The sequence below is a fragment of the Streptomyces sp. NPDC004721 genome, assembly GCF_053601495.1.
In genome coordinates this window covers 15,671-38,828 of sequence record NZ_JBSGBZ010000014.1, presented here as the reverse complement: position 1 = coordinate 38,828, position 23,158 = coordinate 15,671, and the positions used below count along the sequence as shown (strand labels likewise).

The 23,158-nt window shown below is 68.5% G+C and carries 22 protein-coding genes and 2 pseudogenes; 14 read left to right on the top strand and 10 right to left on the bottom strand.

Annotation, left to right across the window (positions count from 1 at the left end; all coding sequences use genetic code 11):
* Positions 1 to 236: 236 nt before the first annotated feature.
* The gene (locus ACWEK3_RS15265) at positions 237 to 596 is read right to left on the bottom strand and encodes a hypothetical protein (protein ID WP_450546901.1); all 360 of its coding nucleotides are present in this window, start codon (positions 594 to 596) and stop codon (positions 237 to 239) included.
* Between the two features lie 497 nt (positions 597 to 1,093).
* On the opposite strand from ACWEK3_RS15265, the gene ACWEK3_RS15260 reads away from it, so the two are divergent.
* The 6 genes from ACWEK3_RS15260 to ACWEK3_RS15235 all read left to right on the top strand — a co-directional run bounded on the left by ACWEK3_RS15260 (position 1,094) and on the right by ACWEK3_RS15235 (position 7,142).
* Positions 1,094 to 2,530: an arsenate reductase/protein-tyrosine-phosphatase family protein gene (locus tag ACWEK3_RS15260; RefSeq protein ID WP_453249853.1), complete on the top strand. Its 1,437-nt coding sequence runs from the start codon at positions 1,094 to 1,096 to the stop codon at positions 2,528 to 2,530.
* A gap of 7 nt (positions 2,531 to 2,537) precedes the next feature.
* A complete protein-coding gene (locus ACWEK3_RS15255; protein WP_450546899.1) occupies positions 2,538 to 2,708 on the top strand; it encodes a hypothetical protein in 171 nt (56 codons plus the stop codon).
* Positions 2,696 to 4,303, top strand: a complete 1,608-nt coding sequence (locus tag ACWEK3_RS15250; protein WP_453249852.1) for a type I 3-dehydroquinate dehydratase — start codon at positions 2,696 to 2,698, stop codon at positions 4,301 to 4,303. The genes ACWEK3_RS15255 and ACWEK3_RS15250 overlap by 13 nt, the downstream gene beginning before the upstream one ends.
* Positions 4,300 to 4,467 (top strand): hypothetical protein, encoded by a 168-nt coding sequence (locus tag ACWEK3_RS15245; protein ID WP_450546897.1) that lies wholly within the window; start codon positions 4,300 to 4,302, stop codon positions 4,465 to 4,467. Before ACWEK3_RS15250 ends, ACWEK3_RS15245 begins: the two co-directional genes overlap by 4 nt.
* The gene (locus tag ACWEK3_RS15240) at positions 4,464 to 5,690 is read left to right on the top strand and encodes an acyl-CoA dehydrogenase family protein (RefSeq protein WP_450546896.1); all 1,227 of its coding nucleotides are present in this window, start codon (positions 4,464 to 4,466) and stop codon (positions 5,688 to 5,690) included. The genes ACWEK3_RS15245 and ACWEK3_RS15240 overlap by 4 nt, the downstream gene beginning before the upstream one ends.
* Before the next feature lie 828 nt (positions 5,691 to 6,518).
* Positions 6,519 to 7,142: a hypothetical protein gene (locus ACWEK3_RS15235; protein WP_450546895.1), complete on the top strand. Its 624-nt coding sequence runs from the start codon at positions 6,519 to 6,521 to the stop codon at positions 7,140 to 7,142.
* On the opposite strand, the gene ACWEK3_RS15230 is transcribed toward ACWEK3_RS15235, so the two are convergent.
* Together ACWEK3_RS15230 and ACWEK3_RS15225 are read right to left on the bottom strand one after the other, a co-directional pair.
* A complete protein-coding gene (locus tag ACWEK3_RS15230) occupies positions 7,084 to 8,589 on the bottom strand; it encodes a PP2C family protein-serine/threonine phosphatase (RefSeq protein WP_453249851.1) in 1,506 nt (501 codons plus the stop codon). The two genes, ACWEK3_RS15235 and ACWEK3_RS15230, sit on opposite strands and share 59 nt — an antisense overlap.
* A gap of 643 nt (positions 8,590 to 9,232) precedes the next feature.
* Positions 9,233 to 10,132, bottom strand: a complete 900-nt coding sequence (locus ACWEK3_RS15225) for a DUF1259 domain-containing protein (protein WP_453249850.1) — start codon at positions 10,130 to 10,132, stop codon at positions 9,233 to 9,235.
* Between the two features lie 384 nt (positions 10,133 to 10,516).
* On the opposite strand from ACWEK3_RS15225, the gene ACWEK3_RS15220 reads away from it, so the two are divergent.
* A complete protein-coding gene (locus tag ACWEK3_RS15220) occupies positions 10,517 to 10,954 on the top strand; it encodes a MerR family transcriptional regulator (RefSeq protein ID WP_450546892.1) in 438 nt (145 codons plus the stop codon).
* Between the two features lie 542 nt (positions 10,955 to 11,496).
* Here the strand turns inward: ACWEK3_RS15220 and ACWEK3_RS15215 are convergent.
* A pseudogene (locus ACWEK3_RS15215) lies at positions 11,497 to 11,745 on the bottom strand (CBS domain-containing protein); the annotation flags it as partial.
* Between the two features lie 1,340 nt (positions 11,746 to 13,085).
* Between ACWEK3_RS15215 and ACWEK3_RS15210 the strand changes: the two are divergent.
* Both ACWEK3_RS15210 and ACWEK3_RS15205 read left to right on the top strand, forming a co-directional pair.
* On the top strand, positions 13,086 to 13,442 hold the full coding sequence (locus tag ACWEK3_RS15210) for a PRC-barrel domain-containing protein (RefSeq protein WP_225077695.1): 357 nt from the start codon (positions 13,086 to 13,088) through the stop codon (positions 13,440 to 13,442).
* A gap of 27 nt (positions 13,443 to 13,469) precedes the next feature.
* Positions 13,470 to 13,643, top strand: a complete 174-nt coding sequence (locus tag ACWEK3_RS15205) for a hypothetical protein (RefSeq protein WP_398230258.1) — start codon at positions 13,470 to 13,472, stop codon at positions 13,641 to 13,643.
* A 47-nt stretch (positions 13,644 to 13,690) separates the two neighbouring features.
* Here ACWEK3_RS15205 and ACWEK3_RS15200 read toward each other — a convergent pair whose 3' ends face one another.
* Both ACWEK3_RS15200 and ACWEK3_RS15195 read right to left on the bottom strand, forming a co-directional pair.
* The gene (locus tag ACWEK3_RS15200) at positions 13,691 to 13,843 is read right to left on the bottom strand and encodes a hypothetical protein (RefSeq protein ID WP_453249849.1); all 153 of its coding nucleotides are present in this window, start codon (positions 13,841 to 13,843) and stop codon (positions 13,691 to 13,693) included.
* Between the two features lie 472 nt (positions 13,844 to 14,315).
* Positions 14,316 to 14,749 (bottom strand): annotated as a pseudogene (locus ACWEK3_RS15195) (flavoprotein); the annotation flags it as partial.
* 822 nt (positions 14,750 to 15,571) lie between these two features.
* On the opposite strand from ACWEK3_RS15195, the gene ACWEK3_RS15190 reads away from it, so the two are divergent.
* Positions 15,572 to 15,976 carry a replication-relaxation family protein gene (locus ACWEK3_RS15190; RefSeq protein ID WP_450546890.1) on the top strand — a complete coding sequence of 135 codons (405 nt, stop codon included), beginning with the start codon at positions 15,572 to 15,574 and terminating at the stop codon, positions 15,974 to 15,976.
* A gap of 83 nt (positions 15,977 to 16,059) precedes the next feature.
* Here ACWEK3_RS15190 and ACWEK3_RS15185 read toward each other — a convergent pair whose 3' ends face one another.
* Both ACWEK3_RS15185 and ACWEK3_RS15180 read right to left on the bottom strand, forming a co-directional pair.
* Positions 16,060 to 16,452, bottom strand: coding sequence for a hypothetical protein (locus tag ACWEK3_RS15185; RefSeq protein ID WP_453249848.1), 393 nt, complete (start codon positions 16,450 to 16,452; stop codon positions 16,060 to 16,062).
* A 370-nt stretch (positions 16,453 to 16,822) separates the two neighbouring features.
* Complete coding sequence (locus ACWEK3_RS15180) at positions 16,823 to 17,479, bottom strand: hypothetical protein (protein WP_453249847.1); 657 nt, start codon at positions 17,477 to 17,479, stop codon at positions 16,823 to 16,825.
* Between the two features lie 786 nt (positions 17,480 to 18,265).
* On the opposite strand from ACWEK3_RS15180, the gene ACWEK3_RS15175 reads away from it, so the two are divergent.
* From ACWEK3_RS15175 to ACWEK3_RS15160, 4 genes are all read left to right on the top strand, one after another.
* Positions 18,266 to 18,919, top strand: coding sequence for an ATP-dependent DNA ligase (locus ACWEK3_RS15175; RefSeq protein WP_450547624.1), 654 nt, complete (start codon positions 18,266 to 18,268; stop codon positions 18,917 to 18,919).
* Positions 18,920 to 19,064: 145 nt separating this feature from the next.
* Positions 19,065 to 19,757, top strand: a complete 693-nt coding sequence (locus ACWEK3_RS15170) for a lysophospholipid acyltransferase family protein (protein ID WP_453249846.1) — start codon at positions 19,065 to 19,067, stop codon at positions 19,755 to 19,757.
* A gap of 410 nt (positions 19,758 to 20,167) precedes the next feature.
* Positions 20,168 to 20,317 (top strand): NAD-dependent epimerase/dehydratase family protein, encoded by a 150-nt coding sequence (locus ACWEK3_RS15165; protein ID WP_453249845.1) that lies wholly within the window; start codon positions 20,168 to 20,170, stop codon positions 20,315 to 20,317.
* Positions 20,287 to 20,577, top strand: a complete 291-nt coding sequence (locus ACWEK3_RS15160; RefSeq protein WP_453249844.1) for a hypothetical protein — start codon at positions 20,287 to 20,289, stop codon at positions 20,575 to 20,577. Before ACWEK3_RS15165 ends, ACWEK3_RS15160 begins: the two co-directional genes overlap by 31 nt.
* Before the next feature lie 1,459 nt (positions 20,578 to 22,036).
* On the opposite strand, the gene ACWEK3_RS15155 is transcribed toward ACWEK3_RS15160, so the two are convergent.
* Together ACWEK3_RS15155 and ACWEK3_RS15150 are read right to left on the bottom strand one after the other, a co-directional pair.
* Positions 22,037 to 22,384 (bottom strand): SMI1/KNR4 family protein, encoded by a 348-nt coding sequence (locus ACWEK3_RS15155; protein WP_453249843.1) that lies wholly within the window; start codon positions 22,382 to 22,384, stop codon positions 22,037 to 22,039.
* 34 nt (positions 22,385 to 22,418) lie between these two features.
* Positions 22,419 to 22,655: a hypothetical protein gene (locus ACWEK3_RS15150; RefSeq protein WP_450547620.1), complete on the bottom strand. Its 237-nt coding sequence runs from the start codon at positions 22,653 to 22,655 to the stop codon at positions 22,419 to 22,421.
* Positions 22,656 to 23,158: the final 503 nt, after the last annotated feature.

Genomic DNA, 23,158 nt, shown 5'->3' with positions numbered 1-23,158 from the left:
AGATCTGTGCCAGAACCTAAAACTTGTGAACATTGCCACCACCCGAACCGAGGCGCCTCCCAAGCCATGAGCAACTGCTGTCGTGCCTGAGGTTCTGGCACAACTTCTGTGGAGCCGGCTCTCGTAGCGACCTGCCGACGATGGGCTGCCGCTCTTCCTCCTGCTCCCGCTCCTGGCGTGCGCGTTCGTTGGCTTCAGCCTGCTGCTCGGCTGCGACGGCCCGGCTCCGGCAGTCCTCACATAGGCGCAGGTACGACTCGCGCAGCAGGCTCCAATCCCGCGAGTCTGCAGCCTTCCACCGGTCGTCGGCGTGAACTTGGCCGCAGTCCGCGCACACCGGCCGCCGCGCGTCCCGCGACGCTGAGCAGGCCCACCACATTGACGTCGCCGTGCTGCCGGGGCGGGGGCAGTTCGTCGGGGTGGTTGTCTAGCGGTTCCAGCGGTTCGTGCAGGTCGGTCAAGGGTTCCTCCCGGTCGGTGATGGCGCGGCGGCGGGCATCGGCCTCGCGGGTGAAGGCGGCGAACCGAGCGAGGTTCTCCGGCGTGCGCATCCACGTCGCGGGGCCGGCCGTGCGGCCCTCCAGCAGTTCCGGCATCGCGGCCTGCCGGTAGGCGTGGACCTCGGCGGCCCAGGGGTGGGCACCTGACCAGCAGCTCCAGCGCGTCGGCGCTGGTCAGCGTGCGGTCGTTGTCCTCATGAGTGATCTCCTGCTCAACCTGCGCTTTTTCTCCTGCGCTGGCTGTGTGTAGCTGTGGGGGGTACGATTTTGAGGAAAGTGAATGCGATTGCCTTCGTAATTTTGGTGGGCCATTGATGTGCGTAACATCTCTCGGGCGTGGATTTTAATCCGAAGCGATCCTGAATGTGAGCACAGCTCACCAGAATCTTGCAGGCCGCCCCACCATACCGAAGGGCTGTTTACGGACCGCGCGGCGAAAAATCCTGAACAGCATGCAGAATTATTCGAGTGAGCTTTCGTCCAGCCGTGCCGATCCCGTACTTGCGGCGTTAGAGCCTTGACGTTCAACCAGTAATGGGACTCACATGGGTTGGCTCACTTTCGGATACTTCGTATCGTATATTCCCTACGCCATGCTGGTGAAGGCACTGGCCAGCGGGGTGGCTCCACTGTCGTCCCAGCCGGTCAGCGGCTATGAGATGCTGCCCGCATCCGTTTTCGGGCAGATCGCCGCGATGGCGGTCTTCCTGGGCGTCTCGGGCCGGTGGCGATACATGCGCCGGAGCGGGATCGGCGGGCGCCGGATTCCCATGGCGGGGCGGGAGACACTGGCGGCCGGATTCTTCACCTCGCTCATCATCGGCGCCACCACGATGAACTACACCTTTGCCGGCGTCTCGATCCTCTTCATGCTGTTGTTGATGAGGGGCGGAGTTCTCATTCTCTCCCCGTTGATCGACGTGGCGGGCAAGCGTCCCGTCATGAAACATTCCTGGTCGGCGCTGTTCCTCAGTCTGACAGCAATTTCGGTGGCTCTCGGTGACGTGAACAGCTATCACCTCACGCTGGCCGCCGTTGTGAGTGTCCTCATCTACCTCGTCGGCTACCTCGGCCGCTTCGAAATCATGAGCCGCGTTGCCAAGAACGGGGTTGTCGCAACGAACCGGCGATTCTTCGTGGAGGAGCATGTCGCGGCACCGGTCTGGCTGACCGTGCTGCTGGGCTCAGGAGCGCTGGCCGGGCAACCACAACTGGGCGCGGGTTTCACCACGTTCCTCGGTACGCCAGCCGCGTTGGGAGCGGCGGGAATAGGAGTGGCCTACGAGATCCTGTTCGTCTTCGCCACGCTGATCTACCTCGATCGACGTGAATACACCTGGGGTGTGTCGGCCTGGGCGTTCGCCAGCCTCCTGTCCGGCTTGGTCGGCTCCTTTGCGCTTGCCTGGCTGGCCGGGCTCCAGGCTCCGGGAAGCAGCCAGCTGATCGCGCTCGTGTTCGGATTCGGCGCGGCCGCAGCCCTGTCCTGCCCGTCCGCCACTCTCTGGTGGCGAACCCGCGGCACCGGCGCGGCATGCCGGGTGCTGTTCGTCTGCGGTGGGAACACGTCCCGCTCGCCCATGGCGGAGGTCATCGCCTGGGGCCAAGCCGCGGAGGCGGGCGTCGCACACGCCTTCCGGTTCTCCAGCGCGGGTGTCGCGACGCCGCTGCCCCCGCGCCCGATGGCTCCCGGCGCCCGGTCCGCGCTTGTTGAACTCGACCTGCAACGGGTGCCGGGCCGGGGAAATCCCCGCCGTCACCGCGCTCGCTCGGTCACCTTGGAACTGTGCCGGGTCAACTCCGTCATCTACTGCATGACCCGAGCCCATCGCGACAGGGTGATCGCCATGGCGCCCGAAGCAGAGGACCGTACCCTCCGGCTGGACCCGTACTGTGACATCCCCGATCCGGAGGGGCAGTCTCCGGAGGCGTACCGTCGGTGCGCCCAGCACATCCAGCGCTCCGTCCGCGTCCGCCTGTGCGAGCTCGCCGACTCCTACGGCGTTCGCCGCACCACTGTGGGACGGGGGTGAAGCAGGGATGACACTCGGGCTGAGCGACGGCCTGTCCCTGACCACCTTGCAGAAGGTGATGTTCGGCCTGGCGGCCAGGGGGCTCAGCCTTGTCGGCCACGCGGACGAGACAGCCGCGGTCAATCGTCTCGTTCCGCGGCGAGCCGGTCTGGAGGTGTACGTCCAGTGGCGCGACTGACGAGCGGATACCGTGCCGCCCTCGGGCGTCGGGCCCGGCTGGTCGCGGTGGCCACCGACCCGGAGGACCTCACCCCCCGTTCGCTGCGTGGCCTCGCTGGAGTCGCGGACGAGCTGGAGGTCCGTGCCGATCTGGTCGGCGATCCCGATCCGTCCTGGCTGCGGCGGCACTTCAGAGGGCAGCTGACCTACAGCCTGCGCTCTGCGCGACATGGTGGCCGCTCGGTTGCCGGCCCGGTGGAACGGCGCACCCGGCTCCTGCGCGCGGCGAACCACTATGAACTGGTCGACCTCGAGGCGATGGACGACGTGCAGCCGGAACTGCTGGCAGCCGTCCCCGCCCGGCAGCGGCGTGTCTCCTGGCACGCGTCCGGGCATGCGGGGAGGGCCGAGGGGCGCTGTCGAGCGGAGCTGCGGGAGGCATCAGGAAGACTCCGCGAGCGGTTCGCCGCGATGTCCGCCGTGCCGGCGGCGCTGTACCTCCTCGTGCCGCATGCGGGCGGACAGTACGGGTCTGCCGCGCCGCTCCTGCTCACCGGGCTCGGACGTGCCGACGTGACGGCGTTCGCGTCCGGGCCGGTCGGCATGTGGACCCGGGTGCTGGCGCCGTGGCTGGGGGCGCCGGTCGTCTTCGGCCGGGTCGGTGCGCCGGGGGAGGACGGAACGCCGAGTGTGGGCCGGCTCCTGGCCGACTACGGCCTGCCCGCGTTGCCTCCGCTCAGCGGCCTGTTCGGCATTGCCGGGCGTGCGCCGGGACGGTCGTTGTCGCCCCGGCTGCACAACGCGGCGTTGCGGGAACTGCGGCTGCCCGCGCTGTACCTGCCCTTTCAGGTGGACGGGTTTTCCCGGTTCTGGCAGTGGGGCTTCGACTTCGGGTCGCTGGGTGGGATGCCCTTGCGCGGGCTGACCGTGACCGCCCCGCACAAGGAGAGCGCGCTCCAAGTGGCCGACGTCGCCGACCCGGAGGCGCTGGGGTGCGGTGCGGCCAATCTGCTGTGGCTCGACGACGGGCGCTGGCGGGCGGCCACCACCGACGCCGTCGGTGCCCTGCGCGCTCTTGCCCTGGGTGGAGTCGAACCGAGCGGCCGCAAAGCCGCCGTCATCGGTTGCGGCGGCGCCGGACGGGCCGTCGCCTGGGCCCTGCGCGCGGCCGGAGCCAGGGTGACTCTGGTCAACCGGGGGATCGCACACGGTCTGGAAGCCTCCTCCCAGCTCGGGCTTCCCTACGTACCGCTGTCCCGATTCTCCCCGGCGGGGTACGACGTGTTCGTGCATGCCACGCCACTGGTGGAGCGGGAGCCGTTCCCGGTTGCCGCAGCCGGCGGGGACGCGGTGGTGTTGGAGATGGCCTACCGCGATCCGCCGACTGCGCTCACGCGCGCCACACGCGCTCGCGGGCTGGTCGGCATCGACGGCTGGCAGGTCCTGTCCGTGGAGGTGTGCGAGCAGTTCAGGCTGATGACGGGCCGTTCGATGCCCGACACGCTGCCACTGCGCTCGGTCTGCTTCGGATTGACCGAGCAGGCCGCCGGCCACGGCCTCACCGCATCGGGGGGACCGGCACGAACACACCGCGTGGGGCGGGAGGCACCATGACGATCCGTTCGACGTCCCCGTCCGGACTGCCCACCGCCCGCCCGGCAGGCAGGCCGGGTGATTCGGTGCTGCTGGGCGAGTGGGGCAGCACCAACCAGCACAGTTCGAAGGGCTCCCGCCTGCTGAACGTGACGTGGCACTTGGAGGGGGCCACCCCCACATGACCGACGACCTGCCCCGCGCCGCCGGATCGGCCCGCAGTCCGGCGATCGGAGACGACCAGGCGGTTCTCGTCACCGTGGCGAAGCTCGCGGCGGACAAATTCGCTCCCCGCGCTGTGGAGTACGACCGCGAGGCCGTCTTCCCCGCCGAGGATTTCGACGATCTGTTCTCCAGCGGTTTTCTGGGCGTCACCGTGCCCTGCGAATACGGGGGCCTGGGCTACGGCCCTCAGCAGCGCCGCACCCTGCCCCTGTGGGAGATGACCACCACGCTGGCCAAGGCAGATCTGTCACTGGCCCGCTGCTGGGAAGGGCACGCCAACGCGCTGGTCCTCATCGACGCCCTGGCCACCCCGGAGCAGAAGCGACGCTGGTTCGCCGGCGTGGTGGAACACGGGGAGAAGTGGGCCGCCTGGAGCGGCGAACCCCAAGCCCCGAAGGCAGGCGAGAGACTTCGTTTCGGCACCACGCTGGTCCCCGTCCACAACGGCTGGGTCCTCCATGGCAGCAAAGCGTTCGCCACCAGCGCTACCGGAGCGCAGTGGGCGATCCTGCTCGTCGATCCGGACACACCCGGCGGGGCCCGCCAGCCCTCAGAGGCCCACGGAAGACTGCTGCTGCTCGCCTGCGACCTGTCCGATCCGACCGTGACCGTGGATGCTTCCTGGTGGGACCCTGGCGGCATGCGCGCGACGGTCAGCCACGCGGTGCGCTTCCACGACACCTTCATACCGCGCGAACACCTCATCGGCGGTCCCGGCAGCTACTTCGACGGGCAATGGCAGACCGCCTTCGTCCCCCATTACGCGGCCAGCTTCCTCGGCGGCGCCCTCGCCGCATATGAATACGGGCTCGCGTATCTGAAGCGGCAGGGCAAGGGCGGTGACCCCTATGTGCAGCAGCGAGTGGGCAGCATGGCGGTCAATGTCGAAACCGGGCGCCTTTGGCTGCGCCACGTCGCCGGTCTGTGGGACGAGGGCAGGCTCGACGAGGCCCGAATCGCCGGCGCCGGAGCCTGGCATACGATCGCGCATCTGGCACAAGAAACGGTGCATCACGTCATCCACGCGTGCGGCGCCCGCAGCCTGATCCGCCCAAGCCCCGTGGAACGGATCCTGCGCGACCTGACGCTGTACGAACTCCATGACAACCGCGATCACGTTCTGGCCACCATAGGCCGTGCCGTGCTCGGCGAGCAGTACGACCTGTCCTTCCACAGAATGTGAGAGACCCTCATCGTTGGGGCGTTCGTCCACGCCCCTCGGGGAACTCGCACCTTCACTGCAACCACGGGTCACCGCCCTGCTGGGGACGGACCGGCCCACTTGCGCGACCTCCTGATGGACAGCGGCGTCCTGCCACGCGTCGACCGTCAAATCCTTTTCTATCAGCGCTGGTTGACTGACCGGCTCGCCACCATCGGGGACCCCGAACGCCACCATCTCCTCCGGCATTTCGCCGCCTGGCACCACATGCGGCGCCTACGGGCCAAAGCAACCCGACGCCCGGCCCAGACGTTCCTCCGCTGGTGCATGAAAACGGACCGGATGCCCAGCCTCGCCCTTCCGCCTCAAGCCACCAGCCAGAACCAGGCGCCGCTGCACCAGCACCGCCGCCTCGCAATCCTCCGACGAGTCCTCAACGACGATTCCCTGCCCCTGCGAAGCCGCGTCGTTGCCGCACTCGTTCTCCTCTATGCCCAGCCCGTCAGCCGCATCGTTCGCCGGCCTCCTTGGAGGCCACGACAGACCACATGTCAAGTAGCGACTCGCTGACACTTCCCGTCGGCCCACCGCCACGACGGGTGAGCGGACGTCAGAAGATCACCCGCAAGGGCTAATTGTCATTCAATCTCCCAAACGGAGGGTCTTCTTGACGGCCACTCAGCTCGCTCTCAGACCCGCGTAAAGGACCTCCACACACCCGATCAGCCCCACGAATCCGATGATCCCGATTTGCCCGACATGACAGCAATAGGGGGTGTTAGTACGTTCAATCACGCACCGGCTGCCACAGCGGGTGTTTCTCTCTCGGTCTCAGAAGGAACAAGCGACATGATCATGAACCGTTCCCACGCGATCCCCGCGGCCCTCGCGGCCGCTGCGGCACTGACCGCGACCGGCATCACCTACGCCACCGCCGCCACCGAGGCCCAGACGGCCCCGGCCGTCGTCCAGCAGGCGCCTGCTCCGGCCTACGCACCGATGAGCAACGGGCGCGGCGAGGGCCGCCACCACAAGATCGGCAGGATCTTCATCAACGAGCGGTCGTTCTCCGCCCACCCCGACGGCTGCATCACGGTAGTGAGCGGCCTGGGCTCCAAGAGCTTCAACATCCGCAACGACAGCAAGCAGACCGTCGAGTTCTTCCGCGGCGTCACCTGCGACAACGGCGCCCCCATCGCCACCGTCGGCCCCCACAGCGAGGCCAACAACGTCCGCCCGGGCAAGGTCAGGGACGAGGACGAGGACGAGAAGGGCGAGCACGAGAAGGGCGAGCACGAGAAGGGCGAGCACGAGAAGGGCGAGCACGAGAAGGGCGAGCACCACAAGAAGCACCACGAGGAGATGGAGGACGGCGTGAAGGTCAAGAACGGAGTCGTCGGCAGCTTCCGCGTCATCAAACGCCACCACGAGAAGGGCGAGGGCGGCGAATTCGGCGGATTCGACGAAGACTAAAACCAGCAACCGCGTGATGCGCATGCTGGAGAACCCCGGCCCGCCGTAATCGGGCCGACGCCCTCCACGGAATCCCGGCCCGCCGCAATCGGGCCGGGATTCTCGTCTGAACCCCGGCCCAAGGACATCCCTTACAGCTGCGGGGCCGTGCCGAACCACTGCCCGAGGGGTGACGGTAGGAGCCCGGACCGGCGGGTCGCCCGCGCGTACGCGTGCGCGCATCCCTCGGTCCGCGCGCGTGACTGTTACCCCTGGCCTGCGGTGCGGCCGGTGTCTCCGCACCGACGTGGTTGTCGGCCTCGGTTCGGAGCGAGGGGTGATGGAGAGCGGGTGCGGGGCTGTGGGTGTGCTGCAGGGCGATCACGGCGGCATCGTCGGCCAGGTGTCCGCCGACGTGGGCGAGCAGGTCGGCACGCAGGTGACGGATCAGCGCTACGGGTTTGTAGTGTGCCCAGGCTGCGGCTCGTTCGGCCAGCGGGTAGAAGGCGCCCCGGGCATTGCGGGCCTCGGTCACGCCGTCGGTGTGCAGCAGCAGCACATCCTCTGGTTCCAGGGCGAAGGTATCGACGTGGTAGTCGGGGCGCGTCAGCTCGCCCAGGCCCAGCGGCGGCGCTGGGCAGGTGGAGCGCAGCGTGGTGACCTGCCAGTTGCGCAGCAGCAGGGGTGGCGGGTGCCCGCAGATGACCATCCTCACCATGGGGTGCTCGTCGGGGATGTCGAGGACGGCGGCGGTGATGAAGCCCTCTCCGGCCCGGGGCGGTTCGGTGGGTTCGGCCATGTGCCAGCACACGCTGTGGTCCAGGTAGGCCACGAGCTCGGGCAGGGTGGCCTGGCGATGTGCAGCCTCTCTGAAGGCGCCGAGCAGCAAGGCGGCGTCGCCGATCGCGGTCAGGCCCTTACCCATCACATCCCCGATGATCAGTCTGGTGCCGCACGAAGTACGTACCGCCGCATACAGGTCGCCGCCGATCAGGGACTGCTCCTGAGCGGCCAGATACACCGACGCCACCCGCAGCGGGCCGATCCGGTACGGCAGCGGCCTGAGCAGCGCGCACTGCGCCGCCTCCGAGACGGTCCGCACCTGCGTCAGCTCACGAGAGCGCCTCCCCTGCACATAGCGGAACACGGTCACGATCATCGACACCACAAGCAGGGAGATGATCTGCGAATCGAAGTACATCGACCCCAGGAGGTTCGGGGGTGTCAGGCCGATGGCGAACAGGGCTACCACAGCGGCCACGCCCATCACCCCGGTGAGGACGGGGCCGCCGAACGATGCCGTGATCGCGGGCGCCACGACCAGCAGCGGACCCAGCGGCACACCGCGGGGACTGAATACATCGGCCAGCGTGATGGCCAGGATCAGCCCGAGAGGTACCGCCAGCAGGGCAACGCTGGGGTGCAACGAGCGCTGCCGGGGAGCAAACTCCTGCCCCAGGAGGCGCATGCTTTCCGGTTACCCCGCCGGGGCAGCTCTGCACACGCTGGGAAGCCGCTCGGCCAAAGTCGGCCGGACCATAGCCGGCGCAAACACCTGCCCGGCGGCGCTTCCGTGAACCCCAGCGGAGCCCCGCCCAGTGTGCTACCCGACCGTGATCAATCTCGTCGGGATTTCCTGTACTCCAACTACTCACGCGGCTGCGCCGTCATGCTCGCCGTCGCTCTGGCGCTCGCCATCACGAAACGTGCCCTGGCCGCTTGGCTGACCGGGGGAATCGTCAGTCTCGGCATGATCATCGGCTTTCTGCTGTCGCGCACCGTCGGCCTGCCGGACGGCTACCACGAACCCAGCTGGGAGCCGCCTTACGACGTACTCTCCTTGCTCGTCGAAGGGCTCCGACGACGAGCCGGTCTCACTTGGGCGAGGCAGAGCAAAACGCCGGTGAATGAGCCTGGCGAACGCTTGCAGGGACCGGGGGCGCCGTCAGCCTTGATCCTGACGGACGAGGCCTCGAACCCGAAGCAAGGGCGCTTGGGGCGGCCGCCCGGCGCCCCGGCTCGGGTTGGAGACCGCAGTCCCGCACGTCGTCGATGCCCGGAGTCCGGACTCCGCGCCCATCCGCGTCGTCTCACCAGGCGGGCGTAATGGGTCAGGCGGTGGGCTGTGCGAGGTTGGTCGCGTCGAGTGCGGGGCGGACGGCCTTGGCGAGTAGCGTGCCATCGCCGGTGGCCCAGAAGTGCAGGTAGAACAGGCGTGGTTGGTCGTTCAGCATGTGGTTGTGGATCTCGACGATGTCGATGCCGCCGCGCCGTAGGGCGCGGATGACTTTGTTCACCTCGTCGGCGGTCGTGACGAAGTCGCCGTTGATTGCGGCCTTGCGGTTGCCGAGGGGCTGGAAGTTGACCGCGGTGGTGATGCCCAGGGCCGGGGGCAGGATGTGCCGGCCGTCGGTGACGGTGTCCCGGCGGGGGATGGAGAACTTGAAGATGCCGCCATCGGCGGTGCCCTTGCGCCCCATGGCGCTGTTGATAGCGGAGGTGTCCAGGTCGATGCGCGGCTGAGTCGGCTTGGCCGGCGGCGCGGCCGGGATGCTTGTGGCCGCGAGGGCCTCCTTGAGGCCGCGGGCGAGGGTGACGGGGTCGCCCATCCCGTGGATGTGGGTCCACCAGACGGCAGGGGACTGCTGCAGGAGGTGCTTGTGGAGTCCTGTCTGCTCGATGCCGGCCTTCTGCAGGGCGTCCGTGACCCTTTGCAGTTCGTCCTCGGTGACCACAAGGTCGCCCATCACCACGGCACCGTCACGGTACTTGGCGAAGTTCGCGTACCCGCCGAGCGAGAGACCCGCTTTGATCGGCACGCCCTTGCTGGTGACTTTGAGGTCCGCGCGGGGCAACGCGACGTGGTAGACGGTCCCGCCCATCAGCGATCCGGTACGGCCGAGAATGTCGGCGACCGGCTTCCAGTCGGACTGGTTGGTGGACAGCGGAGCGGCAGCCTGCGAGGGGGGATCCGTGCCTCCCCCAGATAGGGAGGTATGTGGAGCCTCCACGGTGGCCGACGCCCCATGAGGCTGGAACCGGCCACGATCAGCGTTGTCAGCAGGGCCAGTGCCAGCGTGCCGGGCTTGAGCGAATGCCATGTGCAGGCATGGAGCCTCCTCTCGAGAACCACCCCCTTCACTTAGAGTAACCGTGCAACTACACGTCATCGCAGCAGGCGTGGTGTTCGGGTGAACCAGGTAAGTGCCGCGTCCTGGGGTCGGCTCTGTTCGCGACTTTCGACAGCACTTGTGCACGGCGTCGGAAGGCGGGCTGATTGGTTGAGGGCCGGTGTTCACGAGAACGGGGGGCACCCTGCGGACGGCGCCGCTCCCGGAGCGGGAGAGAGTTCCAGGGCTTGACTTCGAGTCGGATCGAGGTTCACCGTCGGCGGCGTGACGAGCTACGGCATCTCGCAGCTGGCCGAGCGTTCCGGTGTACCGGCCACGACGCTGCGCTTCTACGAGGACGCCGGGCTGCTACTGGCCGACCGCACGCCGGCCGGGTACCGCGTGTACGGCGAGGATGCGGTGGAGCGGTTGGCGTTCATCTCCTCGGCGAAGCTCCTGGGCCTGGCGCTGGAGGAGATCCGTGCGTTGTTGGACGTGCGCGAGGAAGGTGTGTGCGCCTCGGTGCGGGCGCGGATGCTGCCGCTGGTGGCCGCGCGGATCGCGGAGACCGACGGCCGGATCGCCGAGCTGCGGGCGTTCTCCGCCCGTCTCGCCGCTGTTCACGCCGACTTGTCCGGCCCTGCCCCGGCCGGTGCCTGTGGGCCGGACTGCGGCTGCGCCACCACCGCGGCTCCCGGGCCGGTTCCGAGCCATCAACTGTGAGTCGACGAAGCGCTCATGGGGGGAAACGATGACTGTGTGCTCGTCGAAGGCCACGCAAACAGACCCGACTGCGGCTGACGGCCGGCCGCAGGGCCAAAGACGGGCAGGCCTCGCGGGCGGCTCCCGGCCGCCGAGGTTTGCGAGCCGGAACTCGCGCGGTGACAACTGTGCCAGTCCCAGCAACCGATCTGCAGGTCGTGCTCTTGTGGAGAGAAGCAGAGGCGGTCGCGCACTCTGGGCGCCGCTCCCGTGCCGCCCGACCCCGACTTCACCCCCGTACTGCGCCCGGCTCGCCCGTCCCGCCTCCCGAGCCGCCCGCGTCGTCCCCTCCTGGTGAGCTGTTCCGTGTCGCCCGTCGAACTGGCAGTGGCCGGCCTTGCCGCACTGGGCGGGGCGTTCGCGGCACGGCGGATGCGTCTGACCGCCGATGTGCACTTCAAGGGCGCCCGTGGCGCGGCCCGGGCCGCCGACTCGCTGCCGTGCGCGGTCGTGCACGGCCTGGCCGTGTTGGTGGGGGCGCCAGGCTCCGGCGCCCCAAGCGGTTCGTCTGGATGGGCTACTTCGCCGCTGCACGCGGAGGCGACGGTGCGCTGGTCCGGGTCGCCGACCTCCGCCAGCGCGCGCACCACCGGGTCACGGTCGGTGACCAGGCCGCGCAGTTCGTCGCCCTCGGTCACCAGGACGACCCCGATGTCCTTGTCGCGCATCTTCTGGGCCACCGTCGTCACCGACATCAGCGGTTCGACCGTCACGAGTTCGCTGGTCATGATGTCGCGTACGTGCTGAACCATGACGCCTCCCTTCGTCAGGTCCTGCGATGCCGTCCACCGCACCGCTCCGGTCGGGTACCCGACCGGAGCCCCACCGCACCTGACGTGCGCCGCGGACCTGGGCCACGGACATGGGCCGGGCGCGGCGGCCCGCGGGGCCGTTGGCCCCTCCGTGGTCCCAAGCCGGTCCACCTCGCCGTCGGCGTCGACATGGACGGCTGCAAAGACGTGCTCGGCCTGCGGCGGGCATCGGACTCAAGGGCCTGCCGGAGGCGGTCACCACTCGGTCGGGGCACCCTACCGGGCGAACGGCAGCCGGGGTCCCCATACATCCGTGATTCGATCATCCATCCCACGCGCTCCGCTTCACAACCCAGCCGCTCACCCCGCAAGGCGCCCGGTGAGGGCTGACCGAGTACCCACGAACGCACTCCTCAGGGCGTAGCCTCACAGGGTTCACGCATCCCGCGGCTCTGTGATCCGGTTGCGTTGCTCTGGCGGATCGCCGACGCCATCGGGATCAGGCGCTTGGGTGCGAGGGCGTCTTCAGTTTCCATCCGCTGCCGCTGCACGCCTCGTGCAGCGGCGGGAACCGGTGGCCCTTCACGGGGTGCTGTACTCATGGCCCTGCCCGCAGTCGCACTCGTAGATTCCCGACCGCGGCACGACCTCGCCCGGGTGGTAAAGCCTCTCGCCGCTCTCGCTCATGCAGCCAGGTACAGAAGTCAGACGGGCACGCCGCCTCCCAGGAGACGCCATCAGGTGATCCTGTACCGGATCCGAAAGGGCGCAGACGCCCTCGTGGATCACTCCGCGGAGGCCAGGCATCTGGGTACGGCGCGGCCGGCAACCGCGATCGGAGCACCACCAGGCGGCTGGTCTTCTCCCTGCTCCGGTGCGCCCTGACCTGCCTAAGGCTGCCTTCTTCCGGCGCCGCCGGCACGGGCGAGGGCATCCACCAGTTCGCCGTGTCATGACGATCACGTGCTGGCCCCCCAGCGTCCGAGCCTGAACGATGCCCGCAGGCTACTACCGAGGCACTCGGCTACGGGGTGGGGGCGTCTGCGCAACCGTGCATCCACATCGCGTACCGCAGGTCGTGCCGTTCGGCGGCGGGCTTGCGGTCCTACAGTGTCTGGCACAGTGCGTCGCTGCGCGTCCTGCCGTCGTCCTCGAGTGTCCGGCGTGGGCCACAGCAGGATGGCGCCGGCAACAACGGCCGCGCACACGAGGGCTGCGGCGGCGACTTTCCCCCTGATCGACATGGGCCGAGAGGGTAGCAGCCGGGGAAAAGACCAGGTCAAGCTCATCGGAGTACAGTGGCACACGCGGAGTTCACTGCGGGCTGCAAGGAGCGAGGCATGATCCATTCAGCCGATATCCGCGAGTGGCGCAACCGCGACGTGATCGATCCCAAGGGCCGCAAGATCGGGGCCCTGGAAGCGGTCTACGTGGACACCACCACCGACGCGCCGTCCATGGCCACCGTCCGCACCGGGCTGCCGACCCGGCACCGGCTCGTCTTCGTCCCCCTCGACGAGGCGACCCTGGGGCCCGGATACGTGCGGGTGGCGCACTCGAGAGGGATCGTGAGGAAGGCACCATCGATCGGCACGGACGACGTCCTGCCGCTGCACCGGGAAGAAGAGATCTTCAAACACTACGACAGGCCCTACGAACCCGGAGCCGACCGCGGACGCCGCCTCGCGCGCGGCTGACGGCCCGGCCTGAGGAAGCGGTCACCCATGTTGGCGCTCTTCCTGTTCCTGATCCTCGTCGCGATCGTCCTGGGGCTCGTCGGCGTGGTGCTGAAGGGGTTGTTCTACCTCCTGATCATCGGCGTGGTGGTCTTCGTGGCCGACCTCGTGCTGCTGGGCGCGCGCTGGTCCCGGCGATCGCACCGGCACCTCGTCCGGTGATGACGCCACGCGCGAACCGTTGACCTTTATGGGGCCGTTTCCGGGGGTTATCGGCGTCCGCCGAGGCAGTCGTCGTGGATGTGTCCGCGGGCGAGCTGGTCGGGGTCGGCGAGTTCGGTCAATCCGTGCACGGCGGCGTCCATGCGGTCGGGGCTGTCCAAGCCGACGGCCCAGGTGACCATCTGGTCCTCCAGCTGCACGTGGGTGCCGACGTGGTGGACGAGGCCCTGGGTCGTAGAGCTGGGCGATCGGTTCGGCGCGCAGGCGTATGCCTACCTTGGCGGTGACTTCGAGGACGCGGGGCATGAGCTGGGCTTGGACGGGTGCCTTCGCGGCGCAGCTGCTCCCACGCCTGGGAGAGGACCTGAGGGGGCCATGGCCGCCGTAGTTGGACTCGACCACGATCGCGTCGGCCTTGAGGGCGAGGGCGAGATGACAGGCGGTGAGGCCCCAGTCGTTCGCGCCCATGGATCCGGAGCGGTCTTCGGGGACGAACAGGTCGCCGTCGTAGCCGCGGGCGAGGCCGATGATGCCGGTTTCGTCCCCGATGGCGGACTCTCCGCCGGCGGGGTCGACGGCGACAATGACGCGGGCGAGGTCGAGGCCGCCGAACTCGACGGTGGTGATGCGGTGGTCGTTGATCCAGGCGTGCGCTGCCAGACGCCGCCCTCGGGCGGGCGCGGCGGTACGTTCCTCGCGGCCGTCAGGCAGCCGGACGTGCACGGTGGAGAACTGCTCGTCCCGGCCGGAGTCGACGATGCGGTCACGGCCTGCGCGGGCGACGCCGGCCCACCGTGGTGCCGTAACAGACCTAGCCGCCCAGGACGTCGACGAGCGGCTGGAGGTACTGCTCGGCCCAGTCGGCGCCGGTAGGGCACGTCGTCACATCGGGGCGCACCCAGCCTGTCGGGGACAGCAGCATCTCGACGGCCGGGTCGGTGATCTCGGCCCCGGGGGAGAACAGGCGTGCGCCCAGTCGCGTACGGCGGCGCCGGCGGCGGGACCGACTTCCAGGACCAGCGGTTCAATGCCGCGTTCGATGAGGCAGGGGCGGCCAGGCCGAGGGGGCTGGCTCCGATGACCACGATGGGCAGCTGGCAGGTCAAGGTGACTGACTGCGCTGCCTCCTTCGCCCCGATTCCGAGAACCGCGTCGGTGTGCACCCGCACCACTCGCCGGCCGCCGCTCGTCGAGGACGGCGCATGCTCCACCACGCGTCGCTCTTCGGACATGTCCAATCAGTGCTTCGGCGGGGCGGTGACCGCGGAGCCGGCAGCCGCGGCTCCCCGCTCCGGTCCCGGCAGCGCCTCCCACGGCACCTGACGCGCGCGGGTCGGCACGGATGTGCCGGACGAGCCGTGCGGTGTCGTAGCGGTTCAGCGAGGCGCCGATGACCGCGCCGACCATAAAGGGCGTCAGCATGGGCATCCTGCGGACGGTGAGCCCGATGAGCCGGCGGCGCAGTTCTTTTCTCACTCGCACGCTGAGCATGAGAGTGACCGCGGAGGCCGGTTTCGCGACGTTCAGGCCGCGCCCCTCGGTCCACTCAGCGAGATACAGTGCGGCACGCTGTCGAGCGGTCCCGGGTGCGCGCAGGCCGTACACCTCGTGCAGTTCGGCGACGAGCTTGCATTCGACGGCCGCGTTCCAAGGATGCGCGCGGCCAGCTCAGCGGGCATCGCGGGAGGAGTGGGCAGCGCCGCGGCAGTGCCCACACTCGCTCCCGCGGCCGCGCGCGGACAGTTGTCGGACGGGTTGTCGGCGGGGATGTGGGCCTGGTTGGGGGCGGTGTTGTCGCTTCGTGACCGTGGTCGGGTCTTCCTGGTCGGTGGTGTGGTCGGGGTCGTCGGCTGGTCTGACTCGTAGACGCGGCGCCGGGCAGGCCGGCGCCGCATCGTGCGAAGGAAGCGGGCCGATGATGGATGGACGTGGACGCGGGCAGTGGCGACCGGCTGGCGCTGACGGTGCTGGCCCAGTACCGGATGGCGGCCACCGAGCAGATGCACCAGATCCTCGGTCCTGGGGTGCGGATCGAGCAGACCCGGCGTCGGCTGGCAAAACTGCGCGCCGAGGGGCTCATCGACCGCATCACGATGCCGCAGGCCGGACGGACGCGGGTGTGGTTCCCCACCCAGTACGGCGTGCAGGTCGCCTCTGAGTGGCCGGAGTTGCGGGGACGGCGGCCGTCGAAGACGGTGTCGGACCGGACCGCTGTGCGGCTGCGGGCCGGGCACGCGCTGACGGTCACCGAGACCGGCCTCGCCTTCCCGATCGAGCGTGTCCTGTTCGCCTTGGGCGTAGGCCCAGGGCATGCCCCCGACGAGCCGGCCTGAGCAGGACACCAGTGTTCCTCGTCTTCGGGGGGGCACGTGCCCCCTTGCCGGGGCCGACCGACGTCGCGGGGCGGGGGACCCTCTTACGCCATGGTGTCGGCTTCCTTGGTGACTGCGGTGTGCACGTCGTGGATGAGGTGCTGCTGTGCCTCGGTAAGACCGCACAGGATCGCCTCCCCGCTGCCAGGGGAGGCCCGGCTGCCGCAGATGGTCAGGTTGCCGAAGATGTACTGGACGGGGCCGCCCAGAGCGGCCACGAGTGCGGTGGCGATGTGGTTGGGCGGGTACGTGCTGGCCATGCAGGAGACGTCGCCGACGTGACCGTGCAGGCCGTTGCCGCCCCATGAGGCGCGCTGAATGGTGAAGGCAGCCGGCCTCCCGTGATGGGGGTCGGTGTCCTGGTGCATCTGCTCCGGAACACCGCCGCGGAACTCCAGCCGACCGTTGGAACGGATCAGTGCGTAGATACCAGACACGGGTGTGGTCCTCTGCATCCGCGGCGTGGTTATCCCCGTCCAGGTGCGAGCAGTCTGTGCGACTTTGAGTCAATGGGGTCCGGTTGGCCCTATCGCGGGCAGGTGCCGCGGCGGTTTCCTGGGTTCGGGATGGTCCTCTCCTGGGTGGTGGGGACAGGTACCCCTCCCCACCACCCTTTCGTCATCTGGGCGTCGGGCACGGCGCTTTGGGCGAGGAACCGCTGGTGGAACGCCTACTGTGTCGCAGCGTTGATCCATGGGGTCTTCGAGAGGACTCGGTGTGGTCGCCGGGAAAGCGGGCGACCGGTGTGCGGTTCGATGGTCCCGCAGCGGCCCCATCCTGCCGGGCGGGGCCGCTGCGGGAATGGGATCAGGATGAACCAGCCGGGGGCTCCTCCGATTCCTCGGCAGCGGTCCCGGCCTCCACAGCCGCAGGGGTAGCCTCTGCTTCCTCGGCGGCGGATTCAATTTCCTCAGCCGCAGGGGTTTCCTCTGCAGCTTCAGCCGGAGGCTGTGCCGCTACCTCGGCAGCGGTCCCGGCCTCCTCAGCCGCAGGGGTAGCCTCTGCTTCCTCGGCGGCGGATTCAATTTCCTCAGCCGCAGGGGTTTCCTCTGCAGCTTCAGCCGGAGGCTGTGCCGCTACCTCGGCAGCGGTCCCGGCCTCCTCGGGTGTGGGAGGCTCCTGCACGATGTCGCTCATGTGTTCACCTCCCCTTCCCCGGCCGCGCAGGATGGCTGTGGCACCTCCGATGGCCAGAGCGACGGGCCAGTCGAGAGCACCGGCCACCGCGAGCGCGCCCAGGCCGCCGTAGAAGAGAAGATCCCTGGCCGGCAGCCTTGATGTCATCGCCTGCGTGTTGGCCACCACGTCCCCCGGCGTGAGGTAGGGGATGTGGACAGGCGCGTGCACATCCAGGCTGTGGATGTGCAGCTTCCCGTCCGTGGCGGGTTGCTGTGCTACTGACTTGGCGCTCGGACGGGCGCGGGCCGCCGCCGTTTTCCGTGTTGTGGTGGCTGCGCTGGGCATAGCCACCTCCTCGATGGATCCGAGTGCGGTTTCGCCCTTTCATTGTGGCGCGCATACGCCAGGGGGACAGTTTCAAAGCTTCGTGCGATTGCCAGCCTCATCACGGTGACGCTGGCCGATGCCAAGCCGCTGCGTGATCGTACGGTCCCCAGGACCCCGATGGCGTCCGGGCGAGCCGAACGCCGTGGCCGGCTGCTCACCGATCCTTGGAGTTGTTCACCGTGCTCCGCCAGGGTGCTGCCGCTACGTGGGTTGGGAGATGTTCACACGAGCCGTCGGCCCTCGGGGCCCGGGCCGTGCGGTGCTGTGGGACAAGATCCACGCAGCCGCGGGCCGTTCCCCAGGCGGCGTGACGCGTCGGCGCCGGGCGTGTGCTGCCCTATGCCTCCACGCTCACACCGCTGTCTCCCCCTGCGCACCGGGCAGCCCTGAGCAGTGACCCGGACGGCTGCCTACTCAGGCTCTGGAGGAGGGACGTAACCTTCCTGCGGGCAGGCGTTGAGCACGGCACGCGTGCATGTCATCCCCCGCGGGCGCGTACGCAGACGAGGGGCCCGGCCGTTGCCGAGAGGCCTGGCTCCGGGCCCCTCCTGCCGCCCGCGCGCATCTGTCTCCGGTCGCCGCATGTACACCCGCGTCGTACACAGGTCGTATGAACCAGGACAGCGACAAGGTCTTTCACCCTGGCGAGATCGTGCCGGACTCCGGGATCTACGAGTGCGACTGCGGGCGGCACCACAAATACAGAAGTCGCTCCCGCAGGATGCGGGCGCCACGCTGGGACACATGAGCACACACCCGCCGGCCGGACCGGCTCAGGCGCGTGAGCTGCCACCGCTGTCACCCATGCTCGCGGTGATCGGATCGCTCCCCTCACCGGAAGCCGAGGGCGAGTTCGCGTACGAAACGTTGTGGAACGGGGCGCGCACCCTCGTCCACCTGCCCCCCGACGGAACGGTGCAGCTGGTGTCCGCCACCGGACTGGACGCCACCGGCCAGTACCCGGAACTCCAGGCGCTCGCGGGACTGCTGCCGGCGCCGGAGGCGGTACTGGACGGGGAGATCGTCGTGCTCGACGATCAAGGGCGCCCCTCGGTGGAACGGCTGCAGCAGCGCATGAGCCTCCACCACCCGGCCGCCGTCGACCATGCCCGCCAGGACCTTCCCGCCTGGCTGGTGATCTACGACGTCCTCTACCTAGGCGAACCCGTCATCCAGCTGCCCTACACCGCCCGCCGTGACCTCCTGGACGACCTTGGCCTTGCCAGCCCTGGCATCATCGTCCCCGCAGCCTGGCCCTCCATGGCCAACGAAGCCCTGGAGAACAGCCGGCGAGAGGGTTTCGACGGGATCGTCGCCAAGCGATTCACCAGCCCATACCTTCCCGGGCGACGCACCCGCGACTGGATCAAGATCAAGCACCTGGCCCCGGCCAGATGACTCCGGCCCGAGGAGGTGTCAAAACGTGGGCCGTGTGGATCATGCCGTGAGCAGTGGGACGGCTGGGTGTTCCGGGGCCCGGAATCTGGCCTGCCGGCCCGGCACAGACATACCGGGGAGCCGATTCGGCAGTGGGGAGTCGCCCGTGTTCTATTACGTGCTCAAGTACGTACTTCTGGGACCATTGCTGCGGCTGCTGTTCCGGCCGCGAGCCGAGGGGCTCGAGCACATTCCGGCCAAGGGCGCGGCGATCGTTGCCGGGAATCACCTGTCCTTCGCAGACCCCCTCCTCATGCCCGCGGTCCTGAAGCGGCGCATCACGTTCCTGGCCAAGGCGGAGTACTTCACGGCGCCGGGCCTCACGGGCCGACTGACCGCGCTCGTTCTCCGCGGTGCCGGGCAGATTTCAGTCGACAGGTCGGGCAGGGCCGCGGGGCAGGCGGCCCTTCGGGAGGGGCTGGGGGTACTGGCGAAGGGAGAGTTGCTCGCGATCTATCCGGAGGGCACGCGTTCCCCCGACGGCCGGCTGTACAAGGGCAAGGTCGGGGTGGCGGTGACGGCGCTGGCTGCGCAGGTTCCGGTGATTCCGTGCGCGATGGTGGGGACTTTCGAGATCTGGCCTCCGGGACGTTTCCTGCCCAGGCTCCGGCCGGTCACGATCCGTTTCGGGCAGCCGCTGGACTTCTCGCGCTTTGCGGGGATGGCGCACCACAAGACGGTGCTGCGGGCCGTCACCGACGAGATCACGTACGAAGTCTTGCGGCTCTCGGGCCAGGAGTACGTGGATCGGTACGCGGCCGACGTGAAGGCCGGACAGGCGAAGAGGCGGCGGGGCTGAGGCCGGTCGCGGCGCTACGGCGGGTGCAGCAACGCTGTGACGTGGTGGTGCCAGCCTCTCCAGGTGCGGCCCTCGAAGTGGGCAGGTCCCAGGGCAGGCTGGACAGCCCGCAGGCGCAGTGCTGCCTCTACCTGGGCGAAGACTCGGGACGGCTGGCCATGAGCGACGGTCAGGTTGGGATGACGTCCGTGAGCTGCCCCCCATAGGGTGGCACTTCCGGCCAGCGCGAGGGGCGATCGATCATCTGTGTTCGTCGAGACAGCCCTGTGAACGTGCGCATCCGGTGAACTCCCCGAGTGTCGGAATGCCCCGAGGCGTTGATTCCACAGGGGGCTTCTCCCTTCCATGTCACAAGCGGCCGAGTTGTCTTGTCTCGGGTAGCGGAGACGAGCACTTGCGTCAGGAAGGTGATGGTCATGCGGGTGTTCGTGGCTGGCGGGACCGGGGTTCTGGGGCGGAGGCTGGTTCCGCAGCTCGTGGCGCGGGGCCACGAGGTGACCGCGACGACGACGAGGCCAAGCTGGACCTGGTGCAGCAGTTGGGCGCCACCGGCGTTGTGATGGACGGGCTGGATGCGGCTTCGGTCGGTGAGGCGGTGGCAAAGGCCCGGCCCGAGGTGATTGCCCATCAGATGACTGCGACCTCGATGGCGCATGCCGGCAAGCCCGATATAAAGCACCCGGATCGCTGGTTCGCCCTCGCCAACCGGCTGCGCCGGGAAGGCACGGACCACCTGCTGGGCGCGGCGGAGGCGACAGGCGTCACCCACGTCGTCGCGCAGGGTTACGCCAGCTGGAACGGCATCCGCGAGGGCGGCTGAGTCAAGACCGAGGAGGATCCGCTGGACATGCTGGTCGGGACGGCGGCGCACGTGGGATTGGAGACGCTGCGCTACGCCGAGGACGCGGTCCTTCAGGCGGGTGGCGCGGTGCTGCGGTACGGCGCGTTCTACAGGCCGGGCGCGATCGACGACCAGGTCGAGCTGATCCGCAAACGGCAGTATCCGCTGGTCGGCCGCGGCACCGACGGCCGGCTCTCGATCTCCAGACCCAACCGGATCATCCCCCGTTCACCGCTACCTGGGCCGCCAGTGTGTCACGTCGCCCGGACGGCCAGAGCACGTGCGAGATGCGCGGGGAGGATCGGCGCGGCTCGGCCTGAACGCGGCCAGTGGCCCCGATGCCCGCAGGGCGCGTGTGGAAGTCCAGCCACGTCGGGCCCAGCCTTGTTCGCCACGAGACCCGAGTCGACCGCGCGGCAAGCCGCGGCCCACCTCACGGATGAGAGCGGCTGGCTTGAGTATCGGAAAACGAAAGCGCCACGCCCGCGGTCCACCGCGAACTCCTCGCCCGCTGCCAGCCCTTCGACGGCAACCCGGCGATCCCGGCACAGCCCAAGGCCCGGCGTGAGTACGAGAGCCGCGTCAGCGTCCTCGTGGCCGATGCTCGGTGCTAAAGGACCGTGTGATCGTGAAGGGCGGTCGCCTACGCGGCGAAAGGCTCTGCAGGGCTTCAGCCGAACGATCGTCCTTGCAGGCTATGAATGAGGCCCGGGGACACTGTCCCTTCACCATCACGCCCAACTCAACCACACCGACCCGGCCAGCATTCCCGATGCAGCGCAGGTCGTTTCTCGTGCCTCCCGCAAGCCCGCAAGCCCGCCGGGTCGTGGGCGTTCGCCGCGGCGGTCAGGCGGCGCTCATTTTATGGCGGCGTGCGCTGCCGGCGAGGGCGTCGATGAGCTGGTCGCGGCTCATCTTCGACCGGCCGGGAACGTCCTGTTCGGTCGCTTGCCGGTACAGCTGGGCCTTGCTCAGCTTCTGCAGCTCACTCTTGCCGACGCGGCCGGGGGCCCGCGCCGAGGCTGCCCCCGCCTTCTTCGGCGGACTCTTCCGCGCCGGCAGTAACTCGGTTTGGTGGTCGAGATCGGGCTGCGGTGAGGCAGCCGTCGAAGGCGATGTCGATGGCGTTGAGAGTCGGCTTCCAGCGGCGCCCCCAGCGTTGCCGGCCCTTGCCGGTGGGGACCAGGCTCATGATGGCGAGGTACACGGTTCAGCTCACCCAGCCGGCACCCGAAAGTGAGTAACAACCACTGTCGCCACCCACGATGGCGGCGGACAACGCCGCCACAAGCTCATCGATCGATTCCGCCACGACCTCGCCGAGGTGATCGCCAGCATGGCCGGCCCGGCCCGGGCATGCGTGCCCGGCAACGGCGATGCCCGGCCGGCCCTGTGACGGGCGGCGGGGCATCGCTGCGGGAGGAAGTCTTCTCGCGTCCTAATCCTGGATCTTCTCCAACTTCCAGGTGAGGTAGCTGGGCGGGCCTTCGACCAGTTGAGGGACGCGCGAGTACTGGCACGAGTATGGCATAGGGGATCCGGACTCCAGGGACTCAGCCATCAGCCTGATCATCTCCCCCAGATTCTTCCAGCGGACTGCGGTGACCTCGTTGTCCTCATAGTCGATCTCGATGATGCTGCCGTAGGAGTCGCCAGGCCGGTGATCGATGAGGAGGCTCTCCCCTGTGTGCGTACCTGCGATCGGCAGCCACAGCAGGTCCGCCCACGGATCCAGAAGCCAGTACTCGGGATCCTCATCACGCTGGTCATTGAACTCGTCGAGCATTTCCTCCATGTACTCCGGCCCGCCCTTGAGTACTTCAAACGTCGTACGGGACGTAGCCGCCCGGCCAGATGGGGGCGTCATACATGGGAGCGCCGCCGTGGATTCTGAGCCACTGCACCAGATGCGGATGGAGCGGATACGGGATGACGTCCTGGAGGGACTGGATGGCCTCTTCGGAAGCAGGCGGGTGCAACGTGGAGAGAGCACTGGTGCATTGGTGCTCTCGAAGCCAGTTCTCGATGTGCTCCCAGGCGCATATGAGGTTATCCATCAGCGCATCCTGACACACAGTTGGAAACCCCCAAGAGACATGGGACTGAGTTGCACTGGCATCCTCCCGATTCAGCGACCGAGATATCGCTCAGCTGTCTGAGGCCCTTGCTGCAACTGCGCCCGGCTGCGCGAAATCGTCGAGCATCGAGGAGCTGGCCGCGGCGTTCGCCGTGCCGAAGATGCTCGCACTGGCGGCTGGCGGACGGGATCTGGCGGTCATGCGGACGGTAGCGTGAGTCGGGATCGACCCCCCTGAGTACTGGGATCGGCTGACTGCAAAGTTCCAGCAGTCCCGGCGGGACGTCGTTCGGGAGCTCTCGGACCACACCCTCGGCCCGGTCCCGGTACAGGGCGTGCTGACGCCAGAGCATGTCCGCCAACTGCGCTGCGGCGTCGCTTAGTTGGGCGCTCAAGGCCCGTCCTTCCAGAGCCGTACGGTCAATCGAACGGAAACCGTACTGATGCGGTCTGCGGCATTGGCCTGCCCCTGCGGCGCAGGAG